The 23,396-nt window shown below is 67.0% G+C and carries 19 protein-coding genes; 7 read left to right on the top strand and 12 right to left on the bottom strand.

The features are described 5' to 3' along the window. Nucleotides 1-9: 9 nt before the first annotated feature. From IBX22_RS36185 to IBX22_RS36175, 3 genes are all read right to left on the bottom strand, one after another. The gene (locus IBX22_RS36185; RefSeq protein WP_194820340.1) at nucleotides 10-1,242 is read right to left on the bottom strand and encodes a glycoside hydrolase family 76 protein; all 1,233 of its coding nucleotides are present in this window, start codon (nucleotides 1,240-1,242) and stop codon (nucleotides 10-12) included. A gap of 184 nt (nucleotides 1,243-1,426) precedes the next feature. Continuing rightward, the gene (locus IBX22_RS36180) at nucleotides 1,427-2,110 is read right to left on the bottom strand and encodes a class I SAM-dependent methyltransferase (RefSeq protein WP_309234939.1); all 684 of its coding nucleotides are present in this window, start codon (nucleotides 2,108-2,110) and stop codon (nucleotides 1,427-1,429) included. Between the two features lie 60 nt (nucleotides 2,111-2,170). Next, complete coding sequence (locus IBX22_RS36175) at nucleotides 2,171-3,733, bottom strand: APC family permease (protein ID WP_194820339.1); 1,563 nt, start codon at nucleotides 3,731-3,733, stop codon at nucleotides 2,171-2,173. A 91-nt stretch (nucleotides 3,734-3,824) separates the two neighbouring features. Between IBX22_RS36175 and IBX22_RS36170 the strand changes: the two genes are divergently transcribed. After that, a complete protein-coding gene (locus IBX22_RS36170) occupies nucleotides 3,825-4,214 on the top strand; it encodes a VOC family protein (RefSeq protein ID WP_228540168.1) in 390 nt (129 codons plus the stop codon). Nucleotides 4,215-4,259: 45 nt separating this feature from the next. On the opposite strand, the gene IBX22_RS36165 is transcribed toward IBX22_RS36170, so the two are convergent. From IBX22_RS36165 to infC, 4 genes are all read right to left on the bottom strand, one after another. Further along, nucleotides 4,260-5,057, bottom strand: a complete 798-nt coding sequence (locus tag IBX22_RS36165; RefSeq protein WP_194820338.1) for an RNA methyltransferase — start codon at nucleotides 5,055-5,057, stop codon at nucleotides 4,260-4,262. 26 nt (nucleotides 5,058-5,083) lie between these two features. Then, entirely contained in the window at nucleotides 5,084-5,470 is a 387-nt protein-coding gene (gene rplT / locus IBX22_RS36160) for a 50S ribosomal protein L20 (protein ID WP_194820337.1), read from the bottom strand. Between the two features lie 74 nt (nucleotides 5,471-5,544). Beyond that, nucleotides 5,545-5,739, bottom strand: a complete 195-nt coding sequence (gene rpmI / locus IBX22_RS36155) for a 50S ribosomal protein L35 (RefSeq protein ID WP_194820336.1) — start codon at nucleotides 5,737-5,739, stop codon at nucleotides 5,545-5,547. 62 nt (nucleotides 5,740-5,801) lie between these two features. Next, nucleotides 5,802-6,467, bottom strand: coding sequence for a translation initiation factor IF-3 (infC, locus tag IBX22_RS36150; protein ID WP_194820420.1), 666 nt, complete (start codon nucleotides 6,465-6,467; stop codon nucleotides 5,802-5,804). Between the two features lie 466 nt (nucleotides 6,468-6,933). Between infC and IBX22_RS36145 the strand changes: the two genes are divergently transcribed. Then, nucleotides 6,934-7,278: a DUF1844 domain-containing protein gene (locus IBX22_RS36145; protein ID WP_194820335.1), complete on the top strand. Its 345-nt coding sequence runs from the start codon at nucleotides 6,934-6,936 to the stop codon at nucleotides 7,276-7,278. Nucleotides 7,279-7,705: 427 nt separating this feature from the next. Here the strand turns inward: IBX22_RS36145 and uvrA are convergent, their stop codons facing one another. The 3 genes from uvrA to IBX22_RS36130 all read right to left on the bottom strand — a co-directional run bounded on the left by uvrA (nucleotide 7,706) and on the right by IBX22_RS36130 (nucleotide 14,103). After that, nucleotides 7,706-10,720, bottom strand: a complete 3,015-nt coding sequence (gene uvrA, locus IBX22_RS36140; RefSeq protein ID WP_194820334.1) for an excinuclease ABC subunit UvrA — start codon at nucleotides 10,718-10,720, stop codon at nucleotides 7,706-7,708. 199 nt (nucleotides 10,721-10,919) lie between these two features. Next, nucleotides 10,920-13,013 (bottom strand): glycogen debranching N-terminal domain-containing protein, encoded by a 2,094-nt coding sequence (locus IBX22_RS36135; protein WP_309234938.1) that lies wholly within the window; start codon nucleotides 13,011-13,013, stop codon nucleotides 10,920-10,922. A 31-nt stretch (nucleotides 13,014-13,044) separates the two neighbouring features. Continuing rightward, a complete protein-coding gene (locus IBX22_RS36130) occupies nucleotides 13,045-14,103 on the bottom strand; it encodes a glycosyltransferase family 4 protein (RefSeq protein WP_194820333.1) in 1,059 nt (352 codons plus the stop codon). Nucleotides 14,104-14,590: 487 nt separating this feature from the next. Here IBX22_RS36130 and IBX22_RS36125 point away from each other — a divergent pair, with 487 nt between their 5' ends. Further along, on the top strand, nucleotides 14,591-15,223 hold the full coding sequence (locus IBX22_RS36125) for a response regulator transcription factor (protein WP_194820332.1): 633 nt from the start codon (nucleotides 14,591-14,593) through the stop codon (nucleotides 15,221-15,223). 4 nt (nucleotides 15,224-15,227) lie between these two features. On the opposite strand, the gene IBX22_RS36120 is transcribed toward IBX22_RS36125, so the two are convergent. Then, nucleotides 15,228-16,025, bottom strand: coding sequence for a sigma 54 modulation/S30EA ribosomal C-terminal domain-containing protein (locus IBX22_RS36120; RefSeq protein ID WP_194820331.1), 798 nt, complete (start codon nucleotides 16,023-16,025; stop codon nucleotides 15,228-15,230). A 138-nt stretch (nucleotides 16,026-16,163) separates the two neighbouring features. Between IBX22_RS36120 and IBX22_RS36115 the strand changes: the two genes are divergently transcribed. Further along, nucleotides 16,164-17,909 (top strand): GAF domain-containing sensor histidine kinase, encoded by a 1,746-nt coding sequence (locus tag IBX22_RS36115; RefSeq protein ID WP_194820330.1) that lies wholly within the window; start codon nucleotides 16,164-16,166, stop codon nucleotides 17,907-17,909. Here IBX22_RS36115 and IBX22_RS36110 read toward each other — a convergent pair. After that, nucleotides 17,906-19,087 carry a beta-ketoacyl synthase N-terminal-like domain-containing protein gene (locus tag IBX22_RS36110; protein WP_194820329.1) on the bottom strand — a complete coding sequence of 394 codons (1,182 nt, stop codon included), beginning with the start codon at nucleotides 19,085-19,087 and terminating at the stop codon, nucleotides 17,906-17,908. The genes IBX22_RS36115 and IBX22_RS36110 overlap by 4 nt on opposite strands. Before the next feature lie 198 nt (nucleotides 19,088-19,285). Between IBX22_RS36110 and IBX22_RS36105 the strand changes: the two genes are divergently transcribed. The 3 genes from IBX22_RS36105 to IBX22_RS36095 are packed head-to-tail and all read left to right on the top strand — an operon-like array spanning nucleotide 19,286 to nucleotide 23,326. Next, the gene (locus IBX22_RS36105; RefSeq protein WP_228540165.1) at nucleotides 19,286-20,677 is read left to right on the top strand and encodes a diguanylate cyclase domain-containing protein; all 1,392 of its coding nucleotides are present in this window, start codon (nucleotides 19,286-19,288) and stop codon (nucleotides 20,675-20,677) included. 11 nt (nucleotides 20,678-20,688) lie between these two features. Continuing rightward, nucleotides 20,689-21,015 (top strand): antibiotic biosynthesis monooxygenase, encoded by a 327-nt coding sequence (locus IBX22_RS36100; protein ID WP_194820328.1) that lies wholly within the window; start codon nucleotides 20,689-20,691, stop codon nucleotides 21,013-21,015. Between the two features lie 43 nt (nucleotides 21,016-21,058). After that, a complete protein-coding gene (locus IBX22_RS36095; protein ID WP_228540164.1) occupies nucleotides 21,059-23,326 on the top strand; it encodes a 3'-5' exonuclease in 2,268 nt (755 codons plus the stop codon). The last annotated feature ends 70 nt before the right edge of the window (nucleotides 23,327-23,396 follow it).

The following is a 23,396-nucleotide window of genomic DNA, read 5'->3' as shown; positions in this document are numbered from 1 at the left end:
CTTTACGGCTCATGCGGCGTTGAGAACGTCCAGTGCCGCTGCTTGGGTGGCGAAGTTGGGCAGGTCGTCGGGTTGCGGCGGGCCCAGCCAACGGAAGCCGAACTCATCAGCGCCGGGCAGGGAGTTCACCTGGCGGACAAGGAAGTTCACGGTGGCCACGCGCGAACGGCGGGTGTCCAGCAGGTCGCGGTAGTTACGTATGAAGACACCCTTGAAGGTTTCCGCGTCCCGGCAGCTCGGGCCGGGGCAACCGGTGGCGCTCGGCTCCTGGAGGACACCATCGCGGATGAACGGTGAGGCCGCGCGGGTTGTCGCCGCGGCGATGCGATCGGCGGCGGCGATCAGCTCGTCGCTGCCTGTCGCTTGGAACATGGCCACGAGCCCGCCGATCATCGCGCCTTGGCCGTAGGTCCACCGCGTGTCCTGGTCGACGAGTACGCAGGTATCGGCGTACTGGTCCAGATGGTCGTTGACCAGTCCGGAGCTGTCGAGCAAGGCACGGCCGGCACCGGTGCTGAACCACTCCCAGATCGATTGTGCGCGAGCGAGATACGACGAACGGTTCGCGGTGTCCACGCGGGTGCTCAGCTGGGCGGTCGCCGTGAGGTACAGGGCGTTGGTGATGGCGTTCACCTGGGTCCACGGGCGCTGCTCCGGATCGGTTCCGGTGCGCGCCCACGCCAGCCCACCGCCGCAGAACGATGCCTGTTGATCGGCGAGGCCGTCGACAATCGCCTGTGCGGCAGTGAGATAGCGGGGATCGCGGGTGAGGTCGAAGGCGCGGATCCACGCCAACGCCCACCACAGTTCGTCGTCGTTGTAGCCGGTCCGCCTGGGGATTCCAAGCCGGGCCACGTCACCGTGCCGATAGGTTTCGGCTACGTAGGCGAGGTACTGGGTGTCGTCGGTGCGGGCCACGAAATCGAGGACGGTGGTCAGCGCGTTCGCGCTCTGCCAGGTGCTGGAATCGTTCTCCCAGAGGCCGGTCCCGTGGTCGTATCGGTCCAGCAACCGGTCGACAGCCCGAGCCCGCCGGTCCGGTGCGGTATCCCGCGGACCGGTCCATCGGGTACAGCGGATTTCCGCCCGGTCACCGGCTTTTCCGCAGGCGCGCAACAGCCCGTCGCCGCGCCGGTGTGACCGCGTCTCCCCCGCCGTGGCCGCCGCGGAAATGATTGCGGTATCCAGCCTTTCGCCACCTGCACGCTCGAGCCACACGGAGTCGCCGGACTGAGCGTTCACGATGTTCGCTGAGGCAGCGCCACCAGTCGTGATCAGCGTGATCGCGCGTCCCCATACCCGGACCTGCGAGTGCTCTGTTCGAGTGTCAGGGCGCGGATTCGCGCACGCTGCCAGGAGCAGACCGGAAATGCAGACCACAGCGACCCGCCGAAACCACCAACCTCCAGTCACGACCACACGATAGCTACCGCGACCGATAGTAGGAGTTCACAGCTGGTTGTCCGGTGTAGTTCGGGCCCGCCTGGTCGTCGGCACCGGCGTAGTCGAAGGGCAGTACCACCGAGCCGCCGCCCCGGCGCGAGATCCGCCGGCGCCGCCCGTCGTAGTCGAAACCGTTCGAGCGCAACGCGGTGCGCAGGCGGCGATCGAGCGGACGCGCGTCGGCCGACTGGATGCTGGACAGGTCCAGGTTCGCGACGAACAATCCGGAGTCGGTGAGCCAAGAGGCAATCGCGGCAAGGGTTCTCAGTTTGTCACCGAGGTAATGCAAGCCGTGCACGCAGGTGATCAGGTCGAAGCGATCGGCTGGGCTCCAGGTGGTGACCGAAGCCGTGACGAACTCGACGCCCCGGGGCGGGGCACTCACGAAAGCGTCCACCAGATCGACGCCGGTGATCCGCAGTCGTTCGTCGTCAACGACTTCCCTGCATTCGAGCAGCGCTTTGCCCGAGCCACAACACAAGTCGAGCCAGCGGAAGGTTTCCGCACCGTCGGCCAGGCGCTGTCGAATCAGCTCGGCCACATCGATGCCGAGATCGCGCCCGTATCCATTGGACCCCGTGAGCCGCCGCTCCCGGTTCATCGCGTTGTTCGCGACGACCGAGGAGAGTTCCAGCGCCACATCATCGAGTAACCGCACGTCATCCACCCTCAGACTCTACGTTCCGCACTGGCGTGCAGCCAGTCACGAGAAGGTCTGCGGTGCGGACTATTTCGGGTTGCCGACGTGCTCCATCGCGTCGGATTCGATGATCTCCTCGGTGGGGTGCGGGAGTTCGCGGGCGAGGATCTCGCCGCGGAAGAACGGGGGCATGCGGCGGGCCAGGGTGAAGTAGAGCGGGATGCCGAGGAGCAGGGTGCCGACGCCGAGCAAGAAGATCGAGCCGATCTGCCAGTGCGGCGGGAACGGGAGTCGCCAGTAGGAGCCCTCGTCTTCCGGCTGCCAGGAGGTGACGGCGGTCCAGGCCGCCGCGAACAGGAGCATGCAACCGCCGAAGGCCGGGAGCAGGCCCTTCATGACGAGTGCCCGTGGGTCGGAGGCGAATCGGTGGCGGTAGAGCCAGGCGCAGCTGACGCCGGTGAGGCCGTAGTAGACGCCGATGGAGATGCCGATCGCGGTGACCGCCTCGGCGATGAGGCGGCCGCCCGAGGCGAAGTTCAACGCTACGTAGAGCACGATCGAGATCGCGCCGAAGGCGATGGTGGAGACCACCGGTGTGCGGAAGCGGGGATGGATGCGGCCGAATACCGCTGGCAGGGCGCGGTGCAGTGCCATCGAATAGGTGGTGCGTGCGGTGGGGAGAATGGTGGTCTGAGTGGAGGCCGCCGCCGACGTGAGCACCATCAAGAACAACAGGTGCACAGCGACGCTACCAATCGCGCTGTCCCCGAACACCGCCACACCCAGTGCGCCGAGCACGTCGTCCACGTGATCCGGGTTGGCCAGGCCGAGCCCGTCGGTGCCGGTGCCCGCGAACGCCTGGGCCGCCACCGTCACCAACAGGTACAGGGCAACGAGCGTGATCGTCGACAGCACCGCCGCCCGGCCCGGGGTGCGCCGCGGATCGACTGTCTCCTGGTTCACCGAGACCGCCGAATCCCAGCCCCAGTAGATGAACGCCATCAGCAGCAGCGCGTTCACGAACGACGAGAACGACCCGATCGCGAAGGGGTTGAACCACTCCCACTGCGGCATGCTCGCCCCGGCCGCCGCGTTCCCGAAGGCCACGCGGATCAGAGCAACCACCGAGAAAACCACCAGCATCCCGAATTCGATGGTCAGCAGCACCGACTGCAAGCGCGCCGACACATCGATGCCCGCCACCGCCACCGCGGTCATCACGACGAGATAGACGATGCCCACCAGCAGCACCCACAAGCTCGTGGCATCAGAACCGATGCCGTCCGCGCCGAACAGATGAAAGGTGTACTGCGCGCTCACCTGAGCCAAGCTCGCCATCACCAGCAGATCCGACACCACGATCGCCCACCCGGCCATCCACCCCGTGAACGGCCCGAACGCCCGCGTCGCCCACACGAACGTGGTGCCCGGATCGGGTTCCACCTCGTTCAGATCCCGATACCCGATGGCCACCAGCAACATCGGCACGAAGGCCAGCACCACGATGATCGGCGACTGCAACCCCACTGCCGCCACGACGAGACCGAGGGTGGCGGTAATACTGTAGGCGGGTCCCGCCGAGGCCACCCCGATCACCACCGAGGAGACCAGGGAGAGCGCTCCGGACCGCAGAGTGCTGGGCGATGTCACCGGACAAGGCTACGGGCAACCATTCAGCACACCGAATCGGCACGCCCGCGCCCGAGATCGGCAGGGTGGACCGCGATTAAGCTCGGTGATCATGATGGGCGCCAAACAACTGAAAGTCGGCTTGCGGGTCCGCGACCTGGAAGCCTCCCGCCGCCTCTACCTGAAGATCGGTTTCCGGGAAATCCCCAACGACCAAGAACCGAATCTGCGCTACCTGACCTACGGCAACACCTGGTTGATCCTCTCGGACCTGAACAATCACGGCTACTACAACGCCGAAGAGGAACGGCGGGTCCGATCAGGTCCACTCGGCCTCGGTGTCGGTTTCGGCATACCCACCAAGGATCTGGACGCCATGTACGAACTGTGGCGTACCGAGGGCTTGCCGATCGTGCTGGAACCCGAAGAGGCAGGCTGGGCCCGCGTGTTCACGGGTCAGGATCTCGATGGATATCAGCTGATGTTCGAGCAATTTCACTGAGCTCCCGCACCGGTGCACGGACGACGAGAGGCGTTGCCGCCGAGGCTATTTCGCGTAGCGGATGCGGGAGTTCGCGTAGAGGCAGATCGCGGCGGCGGTGGCCAGGTTGAGGCTTTCGGCACGGCCGCGGATGGGGATGCGGATGCGGTGGTCGGCGCGGGCGGTGACGGCGGGGTCGAGGCCGTGGGCCTCGTTGCCGAAGAGCCAGGCGACCGGACCGGTGAAGAGGTGGTCGGCGTCGTCCAGGTCGATTTCGCCGTCGGCGGCGGTGGCGAGGAGCGTAATGCCCGCTGCCGCAATCGCATCCAGGGTTTCGGTGACATCGCGGCTGCGTGCGACCGGGACGTGGAAGAGGCTGCCCGCGCTGGCGCGGACGCATTTGCCGTTGTGCGGATCGACAGTGTCACCGGCCAGCACCACACCGTCGGCGCCGACGGAATCGGCGACCCGGATCAAGGTGCCCGCATTGCCGGGCTCGGAAATTTCGACCGGGACGGCCAAAATGCGGGGCTGCTCGGCGAGCACGTCGGCCAGCGGCACATCGAGCAGATCGCACACGGCCACGAGACCCGGTGCGGTGACGGTTTCTCCGAGGTGCTGGGCCGCACGGTCGCTGACCAGCGTGGTGCGCACACCGGAGGCGGCGGCACCGGCGATCAGCTCGTGCTCGCGGGTCGCGGCGTCCAGCGAGTAGAACAGCTCGTGCACGCGGCCGGTATCCAGCGCGGCGGCAACGGAGTTCGCGCCCTCGGCGAGGAACTGCCCGGTCTTGCGGCGCTGCGCCGACCGATGCAGCTTAGAAGCGGAAACGACCCGTGGATTGCTCGGTGCGAGCGGATCCACGGGTCGTTCCGAAGTATCGGTCAATCTCAGGCAGCCGAAGCCGGAGCGTTGACATCGGCCGGCAGCGCGGCCTTGGCGATCGCGACCAGGCCGGCGAAGGCTTCGGCGTCGGAGACGGCGAGCTCGGCGAGGATCTTGCGGTCGACCTCGACACCCGCGGCCTTCAGGCCCTGGATGAAGCGGTTGTAGGTGATGTCGTTGATGCGCGCCGCGGCGTTGATGCGGGCGATCCACAGCTTACGGAAGTCACCCTTGCGCGCCCGGCGGTCCCGGTAGGCGTAGGTGAGCGAGTGCAGCTGCTGTTCCTTGGCCTTGCGGTACAACCGCGAGCGCTGGCCCCGGTAGCCCTTGGAGGCCTCGAGGATGGAACGGCGCTTCTTCTGAGCGTTTACGGCCCTTTTGACGCGTGCCACTGGTCAGTCCTTAAGTCGAAATAGGGGGCGCGATGTGGCGCCCGGTTGGTCGGTGTCGAATGCTGCTTCAGGCCTCAGAGGCCGAGCAGCCGCTTCACGCGGGGAACGTCGACGGCCGCAACCGACTCCGTGCCGTCCAGACGACGAGTCCGGCGGCTCGACTTGTGCTCGAGCAGGTGGCGACGGTTGGCCTGCTGGCGCAGCAGCTTGCCGCGGCCCGAAACCTTGAAACGCTTCGAGGCGCCGCTGTGGCTCTTCATCTTCGGCATGGGGTTCCTCTATCTGGTCGTGCCGGTACTCCCTGGGAGGATCACCGGTGTGCTGATCGGTACTACTGCGGATCGGCCGGAGCCGAAGGCTCGGCGGCCGGTGCTTCCGCGGCGGGTGCTTCCGCGGCGGGGGCGGGAGCCGCAGGCGCCGGAGTGGCGGCGGGGCGCGACGCAGGCCGCGCAGCCGAATCCTCCTGAGCCTTAACCCGCGTCTTCGCACCCTTGTGCGGGGCGAGGACCATGGTCATATTGCGACCGTCCTGCTTGGCGGAGGTCTCGACGAAACCCAACTCGGCGACGTCGGCGCCCAGGCGCTGCAACAACCGGAAACCCAGTTCCGGACGCGACTGCTCGCGGCCACGGAACATGATCGTCACCTTGACCTTGGATCCGGCTTCGAGGAAGCGAACCACGTTGCGCTTCTTGGTCTCGTAGTCGTGATCGTCGATCTTCGGCCGGAGCTTCTGCTCCTTGATCACGGTCTGAACTTGGTTCTTGCGAGACTCGCGCGCCTTCTGCGCCGTCTCGTATTTGAACTTGCCGTAGTCCATGATCTTGCAGACCGGCGGACGGGCATCCGGGGCCACCTCGACCAGGTCGAGATCGGCTTCGAGGGCGACGCGTAGTGCATCTTCAACACGCACGATCCCAACCTGCTCGCCGCTGGGTCCGATGAGCCGAACCTCGGGAACACGGATGCGATCGTTGATGCGGGTCTCAGTGCTGATGGGGCCTCCTAGGTCAAGCGGTGTCGTCGGACGACGCTATAACTGCAACCCCTTTTTCAACACAAAGGCCCCGAGCGGTATTTCTACCGCTACGGGGCCCGAGTCGACCGGTCTTCAGACGTACGCAACGCACGCCTACCTCGTGCACGAGCTGGGTTTATTCAAACCAGCACTACCACACAAGATCCGCTCAAAGCTGAGCGGATGACCGGACCGTTTGACCTCTACGATTACTCGCGGGCAACGGTGGGAGTCGGGCTCCACTTATCTGCCCCAGGATGCACTCACAAACGAGAACGACCCGGGGCGGTCGTCAGCGAATAGTCTAACAGTCCAGACGGCTATAACCGAAATCGTGGCTCGACCGCCTGTTCAGCAGGGGAAATTCCGCGCGCGGGAGCGATCTGCACCATATATGAGGACGCCGCTCGATGTCCTGCCGAGTTCGCCGCCTAGGGTTTCGACCATGACTGAACAGCCCGACGACACCGCCGTTCGCGACCTGGCCGACATCCCCGCCGTCGAGGTGATCAGCCGCGCCGCCGTCATGCTCATGAGCTCGGCCGCGGAGAAGCTCGGGCTCGCCGACGAGGATCCGGACAACAGCCCGCGCCGCGATCTGGACGAGGCCCGGCGCGTGATCACCGCCCTGGCCGGGCTGGTCACGGCGTCGGTGGAGTACCTGGGGCCGCACGCGGGCCCGATCCGCGAGGCACTGCAGTCGCTGCAGCGCGCGTTCCGCGAAGCGTCGGCGCATCCGGACGAGCCGGGCAAGGGCCCGGGCGAGAAGTACACCGGCCCGGTGTACTGAGCCGCAGTACCTGGAAATACCAGAACGGGATCGGCCGCGCGCCGATCCCGTTCTGTCGTTCAGCCGGTCTTACGCCGGCGGCGGAGTCACCGAGATGGATGAGCCGCTGGAGATCAAGTTGGCGAGTGCCGTGAAGAGGGCGCCGAAGCCCGCGCTTCCGCTGTCCATGGTGTGCTTCCTTCCGAGATCGCCGGCGCCTATTTGCCCGGCGTGTAGTTCAGCGACGAGCCGGTGATCAAGCCCAGGATCTGGGTGATGATGGCACCGATATCCACGCCTTCCATCGCGTGTTCCTTTCTCACTGCTGTCCGGTCGGTCTCGAACAGGTGAGCAGATCGTACACACGCGTGTTTCACTTTCGGGGCGGTTTCGGAAAGCACTGTGGCGCCGCCCGGAATCGGACGACGCCACAGGTCTGTTCAGGACATCAGCGCAGCGCGGCGGCCTTTCGGGCCAGGCGCTTGGCGGTCTGCTCCGGCGTCTTCTTCGCCGGCTCCTTCGCGGCCGCGGCCTTCGGGGCCGCTGCCTTCTTGGCGGCGGCCTTCTTCGCCGGCGCCTTCTTCGCGGCGGCCTTCTTCGGCGCGGCCGGCTGCTCGAGCACTTCCTTCAGGAACTGCCCGGTGTAGCTGCCCGCCACGGCGGCAACATCTTCCGGAGTGCCTTCGGCGACCACGGTGCCGCCACCGGAACCACCTTCGGGACCCATGTCGATGACCCAGTCGGAAGTCTTGATGACATCCAGGTTGTGCTCGATGACGATCACCGTGTTGCCCTTGTCGACCAACCCGTTGATCACCTTGAGCAGCTTGCGGATGTCCTCGAAGTGCAGGCCTGTGGTCGGCTCGTCCAGGATGTAGACGGTGCGGCCGGTGGAACGCTTCTGCAGTTCCGCCGACAGCTTCACCCGCTGCGCCTCACCGCCGGACAGGGTCGGTGCGCTCTGGCCGAGCCGCACGTAACCCAGGCCGACGTCGACCAGCGTCTTCAGGTACCGGTGGATCGAGGTGATCGGCTCGAAGAATTCCGCGCCCTCCTCGATGGACATGTCCAGCACCTCGGCGATGGTCTTGCCCTTGTAGTGCACCTCGAGGGTTTCCCGGTTGTAGCGCGCGCCCTGGCACACCTCGCACGGGACGTACACGTCCGGCAGAAAGTTCATCTCGATCTTCAAAGTGCCGTCGCCGGAACAGGCTTCGCAGCGCCCGCCCTTGACGTTGAACGAGAACCGGCCCGGCTGGTAACCGCGCACCTTCGCCTCGGTGGTGGCGGCGAACAGGGTGCGGATCTTGTCGAACACACCCGTGTAGGTGGCCGGGTTGGAGCGCGGAGTGCGTCCGATCGGCGACTGGTCCACCTGCACCAGCTTGTCCAGATGATCCAGGCCCTTGATCCGCAGATGCCGGCCCGGCACCTGGCGGGCGCCGTTCAGCTTGTTCGCCAGCACGGTGGCCAGGATGTCGTTGACCAGCGTGGACTTACCGGAACCGGAGACACCGGTGACGGCGGTGAGCACGCCCAGCGGGAAGTTGACGTCGACATTACGCAGGTTGTGCTCGCTCGCGCCCATCACAGTGAGCTGGCGCTTCTTGTCGATCGGGCGCCGCACCAGCGGCAGCTCGATCCGTTCGCGGCCCGAAAGGTACGCGCCGGTCAGCGATTTCGGCTCGGTGAGCAGCTCCTGATAGGGACCGCTGTGCACCACCTGACCGCCGTGCTCACCCGCGAGCGGGCCGATGTCGACGACCCAGTCGGAGGCGCGGATGGTGTCCTCGTCGTGCTCCACCACGATCAGCGTGTTGCCGAGATTGCGCAGGCGCGTGAGGGTTTCGATCAACCGCCGGTTGTCCCGCTGATGCAGGCCGATGGACGGCTCGTCGAGCACGTACAGCACGCCGACCAGACCGGAACCGATCTGGGTGGCGAGCCGGATGCGTTGCGCCTCACCGCCGGACAGTGTCGCGGCGGCACGGGACAGCGACAGGTACTCCAGGCCGACATCGAGCAGGAAGCCCAGCCGCGCCTGCACCTCCTTGAGCACCTGCCCGGCGATCGCGGCTTCCCGCTCCCCCAGCGTCAGGGCGTTCAGGAAGTGCGAGCAGTCGCCGATGGACAGATCGCTGACCTCGGCGATGGACTTGTGATCGCCACCGGCGCCGAGGGTGACCGCGAGGATCTCCGGGCGCAGGCGGGCACCGTCACAGACCGGGCACGGCACATCGCGCATGTACCCGTCGTAGTGCTCTTTCATCTGCTCGGAGTCGGTGTTCTCCATGCGCCGCTGCAGGAACGGCATCACGCCTTCGAAATCGGCGTAGTACGAACGCTTCCGGCCGTAGCGGTTGGTGTAGGAGACATGCACCTGGTCGGAGCTGCCCTCGAGCACCGCCTTCCGGGCCTTCTGCGGCAGGTCCTGCCACGCGGTGTCCATGGAGAAGCCGACCGAGGCGGCGAGACCGGACAGCAGCCGGTTGAAGTACTCGGCGGTCTGGCCCCGCGACCACGGCGCGATCGCGCCCTCGGCCAGGCTCAACTCCGGATCGGGCACAACGAGATCCGGGTCGACCTCCTTGCGGATGCCCAGGCCGGTGCAGTCCGGGCAGGCGCCGTAGGGCGAGTTGAACGAGAACGAGCGCGGCTCGAGATCCTCGATGTCGAGCGGGTGGCCGTTCGGGCAGGCCAGCCGCTCGGAGAAGCGGCGCTCCCGATCATGGGCGTGCTCGTCGCGGTCGACGAAGTCGAGCACCACGATGCCGTCGGCCAGGCGCAACGCCGTCTCGATCGAATCGGTCAGGCGCTGTTTGGAACCCGGCTTCACCGCGAGGCGGTCGACGACCACCTCGACGTCGTGCTTCTCCTGCTTCTTCAGCTTCGGCGGATCCGTGAGCGGATACACCACGCCGTCCACCCGCACCCGCGAGTAGCCCTGGGTGTTGAGCGATTCGAACAGATCGACGAACTCACCCTTGCGGGTGCGCACCACCGGGGCGAGCACCTGGAACTTGATGCCCTCCTCCATGGCCAGCACCTGATCGACGATCTGCTGCGGTGTCTGCCGCGCGATCAGCTCGCCACAGGTCGGGCAGTGCGGTGTGCCCGCGCGGGCGTAGAGCAGGCGCAGGTAGTCGTAGACCTCGGTGATGGTGCCGACGGTCGAGCGCGGGTTGCGGTTGGTCGACTTCTGGTCGATCGACACCGCGGGCGAGAGACCCTCGATGAAATCGACATCGGGCTTGTCCATCTGCCCGAGGAACTGGCGCGCGTAGGCCGAGAGCGACTCCACATACCGCCGCTGGCCCTCGGCGAAGATCGTGTCGAAGGCAAGACTGGATTTGCCCGAGCCGGAAAGACCGGTGAACACGATGAGACTGTCGCGGGGCAGGTCGAGGTCGACCCCCTTGAGGTTGTGCTCCCGAGCTCCGCGCACAGTGAGGCGTTCCGCCACCAGGTGAGTCCCTTCTCGAACGTGTCGGCTTGCGTACAGACTGACCCCCGCCGTCATGCTAGGCCGACCCACCGACAAGTTTTGCCGAGCGACTGCCCCGCCCGACTGACCTCCCCTTTTCAACAGGATGCCGGACGCACGGATTCCCCGCATCGGCGATGCGGGGTGACACCGAGATGACCGGGTCAGCGCCCGGTCGTCACTGGTCCCGGGAGAGTCCGTGCACGCGGAACCCGGCGTCGTTCACCGTGACGGTCAGCACATCGTCGCCGACCCGCAGCCCGGTCACGCGCAACGGCAGATAGCGCTGCGGGATCACCGGGTCGACCACCTTGTCACTGTTCCCGGGTTCCAGCCGGAGCATGGTCCGCAAGAACAGCAGCGGCGTCGCCGAGGCCCAGGCCTGCGGCGAGCAGGAGGTCGGGTAGGGCACCGGGGACGCGAACTCGGAGCGGTCGAAACCGCAGAACAGCTCCGGCAGGCGATGCCCGAACCGGCCCGCGGCATCGAGCACGCCGTCGACCACGCGGTTGGCGTGCTCGGTGAAGCCGTAGCGCATCAGCCCGGCCGCGCAGATCGCGTTGTCGTGCGGCCACACCGAGCCGTTGTGGTAACTGACCGGGTTGTAGGCGCCCATATTGGTGCCGAGGGTGCGAATCCCCCAGCCGCTGAACATCTCCGGGGACAGCAGATGATCGGCGACGGCTTGCGCCTTGTCGTCGTCCACGATGCCGGTCCACAGGCAGTGGCCCATATTCGAGGTCAGCGCGTCGATCGGGCGCTTGTCCCGGTCCAGTCCGATGGCGTACCAGCCCTTCTCGGGCAGCCAGAACTGTTCGTTGAACGCCTTCTTGAGCCGCGCGGCCTTCGCTCGCAACCGCACCGCCAGTTCGTCCTCGCCGGTGTCGTCGGCCAGGTCGGCGCGCGCCAGGTAGGCCGCGTAGACGTAGCCCTGCACCTCGGCGAGCGCGATCGGCGCGTGCGGCATGCTGCCGTCGACGAAATTGACGCCGTCCCAGGAGTCTTTCCAGCCCTGGTTGGCCAGGCCGTGTTCGGCGGCGCGGGCGTATTCGACGAAGCCGTCGCCGTCCATGTCCCCGTACTGCTCGATCCACTCCAGCGCGCGGTCGGCGTGCGGCAGCAGTTCGTCGCGGGTCTTGGCGTCCAGGCCCCAGCGGTTCAGTTCGCCGAGCAGCATGACGAACAGTGGTGTGGCGTCGGCGGTGCCGTAATAGACGGTGTCGCCGCCCAGCAGCAGTGTCGCGGCGCGGCCGAACCGCACCTCGTGCGGGATGCGGCCGGGTTGTTCCTCCTGAACAGGGCGAATCTGATCGCCCTGCATGCCCGCCAGGCTCTGCAGCGTGCCGACGGCGAGCTGCCGATCCAGCGGCAGCACCATCCACGAGGTGAGCAGCGAGTCCCGCCCGAACAGCGCCATGAACCAGGGCGCACCCGCCGCGACAACCGCGCGTTCGGGATGGCCGGGGTCGAAGATGCGCAACGCGCCGAGATCGCCGACGGCACGCTGCAAGACGGCGGCCAGGTTTTCGTCCTCGGTGAGCACGTTCGGTGAGTTCTGGTACCAGTCGCGCAGCCGCTGATACGGCTCGCTGTGCGAGACCGGGCTGCCGCAGCCGTAGCGCGGCGTCACCGGGGTGGTGCCGAGGGCGGGCTGGTATTGGATACAGGTCGACCATTCGCCGCGCGCGGGAAGCATGACCCGCCAGCGCAATTCACGCTCGGTGGCGGTGGCCCCGGATCCGGCGACGGTGACCGCCAGCTTCAGATCGGGCCGGCTGATCTCGAACGCGCCTTCGTCGACGACCCGGCACTGGGTCACCACGCCTTCACCGATGCGGCCTTCCTTCACCTCGAACAAATCGGCGAAGTCGGCATCCATTTCGAGGGCGACGACGCAGGTGATGGGGTCACCGGAGAGGTTGCGGACGGTGAGGTCTTCTCGCATGCCATCGCCGACGTGCCGGCCGAGCACCACCAGTGCGGTGCTGTCGGCACGGCCGGCCCGCGGCGGCGTGCGGGCCAGCAGCGTCGCACTGTACGGATCGGCGTACTGCACGGTAAGGGGTTGCGGCGGTTGACCATCCACGGTCAACCGCCAGTGCGACACCACCCTGGTGTCCCGTACGAACAACCCTTCCGGACGGTTCGGATTGATGACGCCACCGCTTTCGCTGATGCAGAAGGTCGAACCTTCCACCAGCGTCACACCGGCACCGACAACACTGGGCTCGCTCACCTCACCGGTGGCGTCACCCCAGGGATTGTTCACCACGGTGTGACTTCGGGTCGCGCTTCGTCCTCCCTCACGACACCGTTTCGGGCACCATCGCCCGGCTCGTCCGTTCACCGGTCAGTATGCGGCGGTAGAGCCGCTCATGGTCACGGGCCATGCGGAGCAGGCTAAACCGTCGCTCCGCCGAATTCCGGCAAACGCGCCGATCTATGGTGCCGACACGGTCCAAAGCGTCGGCCATGTCCCAGATATCGCGGCACAGGAACCCGGTGCGCTCGTGTTCCACGATCTCCGGCGCGGCGCCGTTCGGGAACGCCAGAACCGGTGTGCCGCAAGCCAATGACTCGGCCATGACCAGACCGAAAGGTTCGGGCCAGCCGATGGGATTGATCAGCGCGTCGGCGTGCCGGACCAGCTCCACGCGCGTCGCCAGGGGCTCTTCGCGCGGCTCCGGATCGTCGGGCCCCATCAGCGGGCGCACCCGCTCTTTGTAGTAGGCCCACTCCTCGGGTTCTCTGATCTTGGTGATCAGCAGCAGCTTTCGCTTCGCCAGCCGCGCCACCTGCACCGCGCGATGCACGCCCTTCTCCGGATTCATCCGGCCGACGAACACCACATAGCCGCCGTCGCCCGGCCCGTACCGGTAGTCGTCGAGGTCGATGCCGTGATGGATGACCTCGTCGATGGGCACCTTGTCGCCCGCCGCCCGTTTCTGGGATTCGGAGATCGCGATGATGTGCGCGTGCTGTTCGGCCATGGCGCGGAACATGTCCTGGCGCATGGGCGTAAAGGGGCCGTGGTTGGTCACCACCACCGGCGGACCGCCGGCCGAGGCACCGATGAACGGCCCGAGCGAGGTGTGGTCGTGAATGATGTCGCAATCGCTGAGCGCCTCGTAGGCGTGCAGCACGTGCATCAATTCGGCCTCACCGACGCCGATCTGTGCGGTCGGATGTTCGAACAGATACGAACATTTGACCGGACAGGTCGACTCGCCAACGGTGAAAAGGTGAACATCATGGCCGAGCCGATCCAGACCGATAGCCAGGTTTCCGACTACGGCTTCGGTGCCGCCATAAGCAGGCGGCGGAACCGGAACCCAGGGCGGAACAATAAGTCCGATCTTCATCGGGCCGCCCGTATGCCGCTGTCGTCTTCTCCGATCAGGGATTCCACAATCGTCCTCCCGTGCGCTAGTCGCCAGCGCGCACCGCAGTCGAGGCAGTGGAAGCGGGCATCCCGCTGGTCGTCGTAGATACCGACCGCACCCGAACCACAACCAGGACAGTTGCGCGGTGGACCGAAAATATTACTGAAATCAAGAGTTGCTGAATATGCCATTGTCCGAGATTACTGTGCACGGGCCCCGCGGCTCCGCTGCCATAAGCCCTCTTTGAATGACTTCGGTCCTATGATACTCGAAACCGCAATCGCGGCACTGTTTTTTGTGAGCAAGATTCTTTCCGGGCGGGAGAGTTCTGGCGTGTCACGCAATTCGAGTCGGCATTACTCGTAATTCACCGTGCGATCTCGAACCGGCCTCGCCCGGGTGTAGCCGCGACTACCCGCGACGAGATACCTTGGCGTAGTAGCCCGTTCGCCGGTGGGAGGCCGTGGTGCTCAGAGTGTTCCTGGTCGACGACCACGAGATCGTCCGCCGCGGCCTCATCGACCTGCTGGAAAGCGATCCGGAGCTGTCGGTGATCGGCGAGGCCGGCGATGTCGCTCATGCCATGGCCGGCATCCGCGCGCTGCGCCCCGACGTGGCGGTGCTCGATGTTCGCCTGCCCGACGGCAACGGCATCGAACTGTGCCGCGATCTGCTCGCCGAAAACGACGGATTGCGGTGTCTCATCCTGACTTCCTACACCGACGAGCACGCCATGCTCGATGCCATCCTGGCGGGCGCGGGCGGCTATGTGGTGAAGAACATCAAGGGGATGGAGCTCGCGGAGGCGATCAAGGCGGTCGGGTCGGGCCGCTCGTTGCTCGACACCCGGGCGGCGGCGGCGCTGAAGGCGCGTTTGCGCAACAGCACCGAAAACGACGGCCCCCTGGCCGGTCTCACCGACCAGGAGCGCCGCCTGCTCGCCTTGCTCGGCGAAGGACTCACCAACCGGCAGATCGCCGCACGGATGTTCCTGGCGGAGAAGACGGTCAAGAACTACGTCTCCCGGCTGCTGGCCAAGCTGGGTATGGAGCGCCGCACCCAGGCGGCGGTGCTGGCCTCCAAACTGCGTGAGGGCTGACCTGCTATTCGGCGGGCACCACGATGCTCAAGTCACCGTCGTAGCGACGGTAGAGCAGCCGGCCGCGTCCGCTGTCGGCGTCGGTGAAGAACAGGTAGGGCAGGCCGGACCGGCACAGCCAGGCGGCGGCATCCAGCTCGGTGAGCTGCGGGGCGGGCTCCGAATCCACGCTGAGCGGAAGCGAATTCACCGTCTGCTCCTCGGGCTCCTCGGTGCTGTGCTGGCGCGCGACCCCGACGCCGAGCAACTCACACCAGTGCACGATCGCCTCCTCCCCCGTCTCCTGATCGAGGAAGAGGTAGGCGTCGTAATCCATCGCGTCCAGGATCGCCATCGCCTCGCCGGGAGTGCCGGTGAGCAGCGAGACCGACTTGCGGCGCACCACCGGACGCGGCTCGGTGACCCGAGCCAGCGGCGGCCGGGCCGGATCCGGCCAGGCCCGAGACTGATTCGAGGCCAGCCGGGCGATCTGCCGGTCCAGCCGCTCCACCGCGAAGGTGACCGCGAACCCGCGCGGCCCGGTGACCTGCACCCGCGCCGGAGTGTCGTGCAACCGCACATTGGCCTGCACCACCGTGGGCTGATCGCCGTCGGCGGGCGCGGTAACCCGCACTCGGGCAGGGACATCCAGGTGATGCCGGCGCAGCACACGGCCGATGGCCCGCACCGCCCGGGTGACATCCGCCGCGGGTACCGCACCGCGCGTTGTGACCGCGAGACCCGGATCCGCGGCGGTAGTCCACTGCTCCGAGTTGCCCCGCGTGTTGCCACGCTCCGAATACAACGCCTGCGACGAATTCATAGGACACCTCTGCTCTCTATTCACCTGATGCCCCTATCCCACTCCCGCAACGCTGCCGCGAACAGGGCCGAAAGTCCTTGATCCGCGAATTAGACTGGGACCAACGCACTTCGCGCCCCGCTCAGGAGAGAAGTCGAGATGCCCGACGACCGCGGCAACGACCTGTACTCGGTGCGCGACACGCTGTCCCAGCTACGACTGCGCGAGCTGCTCAGCGAGGTCAAAGAACGCGTCGAGCTCATCATCGACTCGCGCGACCGGATGGACGGCCTGGTCGAGGCGATGCTGACAGTAACCTCCGGGCTGGACCTGGACGACACCTTGCGCGCCATCGTGCGCACCGCGACAAGTCTGGTAGACGCCCGCTACGGCGCGCTCGCGGTGCTCGGCCACGACATGCAGGTGGCCCAATTCCTCGACGAGGGCATGGACGAACAGGTCCGGGGAAGCATCGGCAAACTCCCCGAGGGGCACGGCGTGCTCGGCGCGGTGTTCCATCGCAGCAAACCGTTGCGCCTGGAAGACCTCACCAAACATCCGGAGTCCGTGGGCCTTCCACCCGGCCACCCGCCGATGCGTACCTTCCTCGGCGTGCCGGTCCGGATCCGCGACGAAGTCTTCGGCAGCCTGTATCTCACCGAGAAAGCCGGTGGTCAGCCGTTCACCGAGGACGACGACGTCCTGGTCCAGGCGCTGGCCGCCGCCGCGGGCATCGCCGTCGACAACGCCCGGCTCTACGAATCCGCGCGCACCCGGCAGGCTTGGATCGAGGCGACCCGCGATATCGCCACCGAATTCCTCGCGGGCACCGAATCCGAACAGGTCCTCGCCCACGTCGTCGACCACGCGCGCACGCTGACGGGTTCGCACCGCGCGTTCCTGGCCGGCGCGACCGGAATACAGCGCCGTGCCGGTGAGGTCAGCGAATTGACGCTGACCCAGTGGTCCGGGCCGGGAACCGGGCACGAGGGCTGGCTGGTGCTCACCGAAGGCACCGCGCTGGGCGAGGCGTTCCATCGCCGTACGCCGCTGCGCTTCGACGACGCGGGCGCCATCGATCTCGGTGTGCCGCTGGCCGACGTGGGGCCGGTGCTGATCCTGCCGCTGTGCACGCCCGACGCGACGCTGGGCGTGCTGGTCGCGGTGCGCCCCGCCGGTTCCGCGCCCTACCCGGACGAACTCGTCGAACTCACCGCGGCTTTCACCGATCAGGCGGCGCTGGCCATGCAGCTGGCCGGCACCCAGCGCCGGATGCGCGAACTCGACATCCTCGCCGACCGCGACCGCATCGCGCGCGACCTGCACGACCATGTCATCCAGCGGCTGTTCGCGATCGGCCTGAGCCTGCAGGCCGCGGAGCCACAGGCCCAGGTCCCCGATGTGCGGCAACGGATCTCGACCGGCGTCGCCGATCTGCAGGAGGTGGTGCAGGAGATCCGCACCTCGATCTTCGACCTGCACGGCGGCGACGCGCAGACCAGCCGGCTGCAGCAGCGCCTGGAAGACGCGGTGCGCCAGCAGACTTCGGACACTCCGCTGCGCGGCAGCCTGCAAGTGACCGGGCCGCTGTCGGTGCTGGAGGCCGAACTCGCCGACCACGCCGAGGCGGTGGTGCGGGAAGCGGTGAGCAACGCGGTGCGGCATTCCGGCGGCAGCGTCGTCACGGTGGAGATCAGCGTCGACGACAACCTGACCATCGTGGTGATCGACGACGGCTGGGGCATCCCACATCACGTCATCCGCAGTGGACTGCGCAATCTGGAGCAGCGCGCCGAGAAGGCCAACGGCGAGTTCATCATCGGGCCCGCGATCCGGCCCAGCGGCAATCCGGACGAGCTACCCGGTACCCGGCTGTGCTGGTCGGTGCCGCTGCCGACCGGCTAGCCCGGCTCCCCGAGGACGAGCATGGAATTATGACCGCCCATTCCGAGAGCCGCTTTGAGGGTGTACCCGCCCTGGAACGGTTGCGGGCCGTCCAGCAGCCGCGGATGCGCCTGCGCGACGATCGGCGCGGCCGGAACGATGCGGCGCTCGTAGCCCATGGCCGCGGCCGCCACCTCGACGCCGGCGGCCGCGCCCTGACTGTGCCCGGCCAGCGGCTTGAGCGCGTAGATCAGCGGTCCGTCGTCGAACATCCTTGCCATCAGGTCGGTTTCGGCGGCACCGCATTGGCGGGTGCCGGTGCCGTGCGCGTTGAAGTAGGCGATGTCCTCCGGTCTCAGACCGGCCTGTGCCAGCGCGCGCCGCGCGCAATCGATGATCTGCTTGTGATCGGGCTCCACCGACACCACGTGATAGGCGTCGTTGGTCATGCCGCCGCCGACGATCGCGGCGTAGGGCCGATCCACGGCTTTGGTCAGTACGAATGCCATCGAGGCCTCGGCCATGCTGAACCCGCGGCTGCCGCGCTGGAAGGGGCGGCAGGCGTCCATGGGTTCGGCGTCGGCCACCGCCGCGCCCATATGCACGAAATGCTCGAGCATGTCCGGAGTCGCGGACATATCCGAAGCCACGCAGATGACGTCATCGGCGACGCCCGCGTCCAGCCAGAGCTTGGCCGTGATCAGACCGACATTGGCCGAGCTGCAGGCCGCCGAGACATTCATGGAGGGACCGTGGAAACCGAACTCCTGCATCAGCATCGAGATCGGCGTCGAGGGCAGCAGCGGCAGGTAGTCGCGGGAGCGGCGGTGCCCGTGGTCGACGAGGTAGAAGTCACGCCAATTCACCACGTCGCCGAGCACGATCGCGTGCACCAGGCCGACGGTGCCGCCCGGGCGCCAGCCGCGCGCGGTGGCGTCGGCGATGGCCTCGCGCGCCGCCTCGTGAATGGCGCGGCCGTAGCGGCTCTTGCTGATCGACGGATCACCGCCGTCGGGCACCAGCGCCACCCAGGCGTGCTCGTTCCGGTCCCGGCCGTAGCCGGACTGCAGCGTAGCCGCGGATTTGCCGCTGATCAGCCCCTGCCAGAGCGCCTCACGGCCCCAGCCGTATCCGGTGACCGCGCCGATGCCGGCTATATGATCTTGGTGCTTTATCGTTCTCGCGTTGACCCCTGGCATAGCCTTGCTCCTCGGCCTGCGCTGTCGATGTTCGATAAACCTGTAATGATCTCCGGGCAGCACCCGATGAAGAGCCGGACTGTGATCGAACAGCCACGAAAAATACCGCTATACCGACGTGATCTTGTTCATGTCGATACCAGGATAATTCCCATGTTCCAATTGCCATAAGTCGGTCGAACGATCGGGGGTTCGGAGTTGGGTTCGGAAGGGATAGGCGGCGAGAACACCCCGGCCAGTACGTCTGAGGCCGAGGAGCTCGCGCAGCGGTACCGGTCACTGGTCGATCACACCCCGGACGGGGTCTGTGTGCACCAGGACGGTCTCGTCGTCTACGTGAACCGAGCCGCCATCCGCTTACTGGGGGCCGCCGGCGCCGAGGACCTCCTGGGGAAACCGGTCACCCAATTCGTCCATCCCGATTCGGTGCCGGGCATGCTCGACCGGATCAGCCACCTCACCACCGCGGGTGCCGCCTCGCACCCCACCGAGATGCAGCTGCTGCGCCTGGACGGGCGCCCGGTGCCGGTGGAGACGGTGTCGGTGCTGACGCCCTGGCAGCACCATTTCGCCTACCAGGTGGTCATCCACGATCTGACCGCCCAGCGCGCCGCCGAGCAGGCCCAGCGCCTGGCCGAGGAACACTTCACCACGGTCGTTTCGCAGCTCGAAGAGGGCGTGGTCGTCATCGATCGCAACGGCCGCATCGAATCGGCCAATCCGGCGGCCGGGCGCATCTTCGGTAAGCCCGAACACGCCGAGGAGCTGGTCGGCCTGAGCATCCACGAACTACCGATGGTGCTGCTGGACGCGAACGCGCAGCCGCTGCCGCCGTCGCGGCACCCGATCGCGCGCACCCTGGAAACCGGCGAAACGATCACCGGCTACACCTTCGGGGTGGACCGCGCCGACGGGCAGCGCCGCTGGCTCTCCGGCTCGAGCCGGCTGCTGAATCCGGACGACCCGGCCTCCCCCGCGGTGTCCTCCTTCGCCGATGTCACCGAATTCCGCGCCAGCCGTAGGCAATTGGAGTATCAGGCCACCCACGATTCGCTGACCGGGCTGGCGAACCGATCGCTGATCCTGTCCCAGCTCGCGGCCGCCCTGGCCACCTCGGGGACGGCAGCCGGCGGGGCGGGTAGGTCCAGCGCGGATCAGCAGGTGTCCACGGTGCTGTTCATCGACCTGGACGGATTCAAGGCGATCAACGACACACTGGGCCACGCCATCGGCGACACCGTCCTGCAGATCGTCGCGCAGCGGCTGCAGCGGGCGCTGCGCGGCGACGATGTGGTCGGACGACTCGGCGGCGACGAATTCCTGGTGCTGCTGGCCGGGCCGACCCGCCGCGAGGACCTGGACGCGCTGGTCCAGCGGCTGCGCTCCACCATGTCCGAGCCGATCGTCGCGCGCGGCCACCGCATCGAGGTCAACGCCTCCATCGGCGTCACCGAGCTGGTGCAGGGCGACCACCGCTCCCCCGAAGCGGTACTCCACGACGCCGATGTGGCCATGTACCGCGCCAAGCCCGTCGGCGACCGCGAAGCCACCGTCAAGGGCCGCCGCCCCAACAACACCCACGCGTCCTGAAGGCTTCTCTCGTGATCATCGAACATGTCCTGCTGCCGGTCCGAGCCGAATTGTCGGAGGCGTTCGAGGCAGCCTTCGCGCGCGCCCAGCCGATCATCGCCGGGATGCCGGGGTTCCGATCGCTGTCGCTGTCCCGGTGCGTCGAAGACCCCGGCAACTACCTGCTTCTGGTCGAATGGGACCGGCTCGAAGACCACGTCGAGGGGTTCCGCGGCTCGCCGGAGTATCAGGAGTGGAAGGCGCTGCTGCACCACTTCTACGATCCGTTTCCGACGGTGCTGCACTTCGCGCCGGTGACCCTACCTGCGGTGGCGGCGAGGGCGGGAAATCCGCAGTAGACTCGACAACCTTGTTTTCACGCGGTTACCCAAGGAGTTCAGTTTGCCCGACCCTCTCGCTCAGGACCGCGAGTTAGAACAGGAACAGGCCTACCTGTCGGTCCTGTACGACCGGCTCGACGGTATGCGCGCCTACGCGCAGAACCGCCTCAAGACCGTGCTGCTGGAAAACGGTGGCACGCCGCAGGCCCGCAGTGAGCGGGAGTCGTTCAGTCAGCTCTACCACGAGGATCTGGCGAAGTACGACGCCGCCGAACACGGATTGTGTTTCGGGCGCATCGATTTGACCGGTGACGAGGCCACCCGCTACATCGGCCGACTCGGGATCCTCGACGAGCAGGACGACTACGAGACATTGCTGCTGGACTGGCGGGCCCCGCTGGCCCGGCCCTTCTATCTGGCCACCACCGCCGCCCCGGACGGCGTGACCAGGCGCCGGCACATTCGCACCCGCAATCGCCGGGTCACCGCCGTCAACGACGAATACCTCGATCTCGCAGCCGCCGAACGGGATGGCATGGTCGAGGGCGACGGCGGTGTGGGCAGCGAGAGCGCACTGCTGGCGGCGTTGAACGCCGCGCGCACCGGCCACATGAACGACATCGTGGAGACGATCCAGTCCGAGCAGGACACGATCATCCGCTCCGAGCACAAAAGCGTGCTGGTGGTGCAGGGCGGGCCGGGTACCGGCAAGACCGCCGTCGCGCTGCACCGCGCGGCCTTCCTGCTCTATACCTATCGGCAGCAACTGGCCAAGAGCGGTGTGCTGATCATCGGGCCGAACGCGACCTTCCTCGACTACATCGGGCAGGTGCTGCCCTCGCTCGGTGAGACCGGTGTGCTGCTGTCCACCGTCGGCGACCTGTACCCGGGAGTCAAAGCGACCCGGGAGGATTCGCTGCGGGCCGGCGAGATCAAGGGGGCCCTCGAGATCGTCGAGGTGCTCAAGCAGGCGGTGCGGGACCGGCAGGAGGCGCCCGCCGATCCGATCCGGCTCAGCTTCGACGGCTATCCGGCGACCCTGGATCGCCGGATCGCCACCAAGGCGCGCGGCCGGGCCCGGTCCTCGCGGCGGCCGCACAACCTGGCGCGGCCGATCTTCGCGAGCTCGGTCATCGACGCGCTGACCGATCAGGTGGCCCAGACCATGGGCGCGGACCTGTCCGGTGGTCAAAGTCTGCTCAGCCGAACCGATATCGCCGAGATCCGGGACGAGATGAAGTCCGATCCGGAGGTGCAGGCGGCGATCGCGAAGCTGTGGCCGATCCTGACGCCACAGGAGGTGCTGGGCGACCTGCTGGCCGATCCGAAGCGGCTCGACCGGGTGGCGTCGGCGCTGTCCGCCGGCGATCGGGCCGAGCTGCTGCGCCCGCACAACGGTGAATTCAGTGCCGCCGACGCGCCTTTGCTGGACGAGCTGGCCGAACTACTCGGCGTCGACGACACCGAGGACCGCGAACGGGCGCGCCGCCGCCGGCACGCGCAGATCGCCGAGGCGCAGGAAGCTCTCGACATCCTGACCGGATCCGCGGCCGCCGAGGTCGAGGACGCACTGGACGCCGACGAGATCCTGATGGCCTACGACCTCATCGACGCCTCCCAGCTCGCCGACCGGCAGGCCTACCGCAGCAACCAGACCACCGCCGAACGGGCCGCGGGCGACCGCACCTGGACCTACGGGCACGTCATCATCGATGAGGCGCAAGAACTTTCGGAGATGGCGTGGCGAATGGTGATGCGGCGCATCCCGAACCGGTGGATCACAGTGGTCGGTGACGTCGCGCAGACCGGCGACCCGGCGGGCGCGTCGTCGTGGCAGCGAATGCTGGAACCCTATGTGGCGCAACGGTGGAAGCTGACCGAGCTGACGGTGAACTACCGCACGCCCGCGGAGATCATGGCCGTTGCGGCCGATGTGCTCGCCGCCATCGATCCGGACGCGACGGTGCCGCGGTCGGTGCGCGAGAGCGGGAATCCTCCTGTGGCGCACCAAGTCTCGGCCGAGGAGATGGTCGCGGCGGTGCGGGAAGCGGTGGCGCGGGAGCAGGGGCCCGGCACCAGCGCGGTGATCGTGCCACACGACCTGCTGACCGAATTCTCGGAGCTGGCAGGGGAATCGGTGTCGGTGCTGACGGTGCACGATGTGAAAGGTCTGGAATTCGACGCGGTGTTCCTGGCGGAGCCCCAGAAAATTCTGGACGAGTCGCCTCGTGGGCTCAACGATCTCTATGTGGCGCTGACGCGTGCGACCCAGCGGCTCACGGTGTTCCACACGGGCGAGCTGCCCGGGGTGCTCGGCGCACTGAGCTGACACAGAAGCCCCGTACCGCACCGGTTCTCCGGGCCGTACGGGGCTTCGCTGCTGTCTGGATCCCGGCGTT

The organism is Nocardia sp. XZ_19_385 (assembly GCF_015355755.1).
Lineage (GTDB): Bacteria > Actinomycetota > Actinomycetes > Mycobacteriales > Mycobacteriaceae > Nocardia.
Note: the sequence above shows the minus strand (reverse complement) of the source record. Positions and strands in the feature narration are given on the sequence as shown.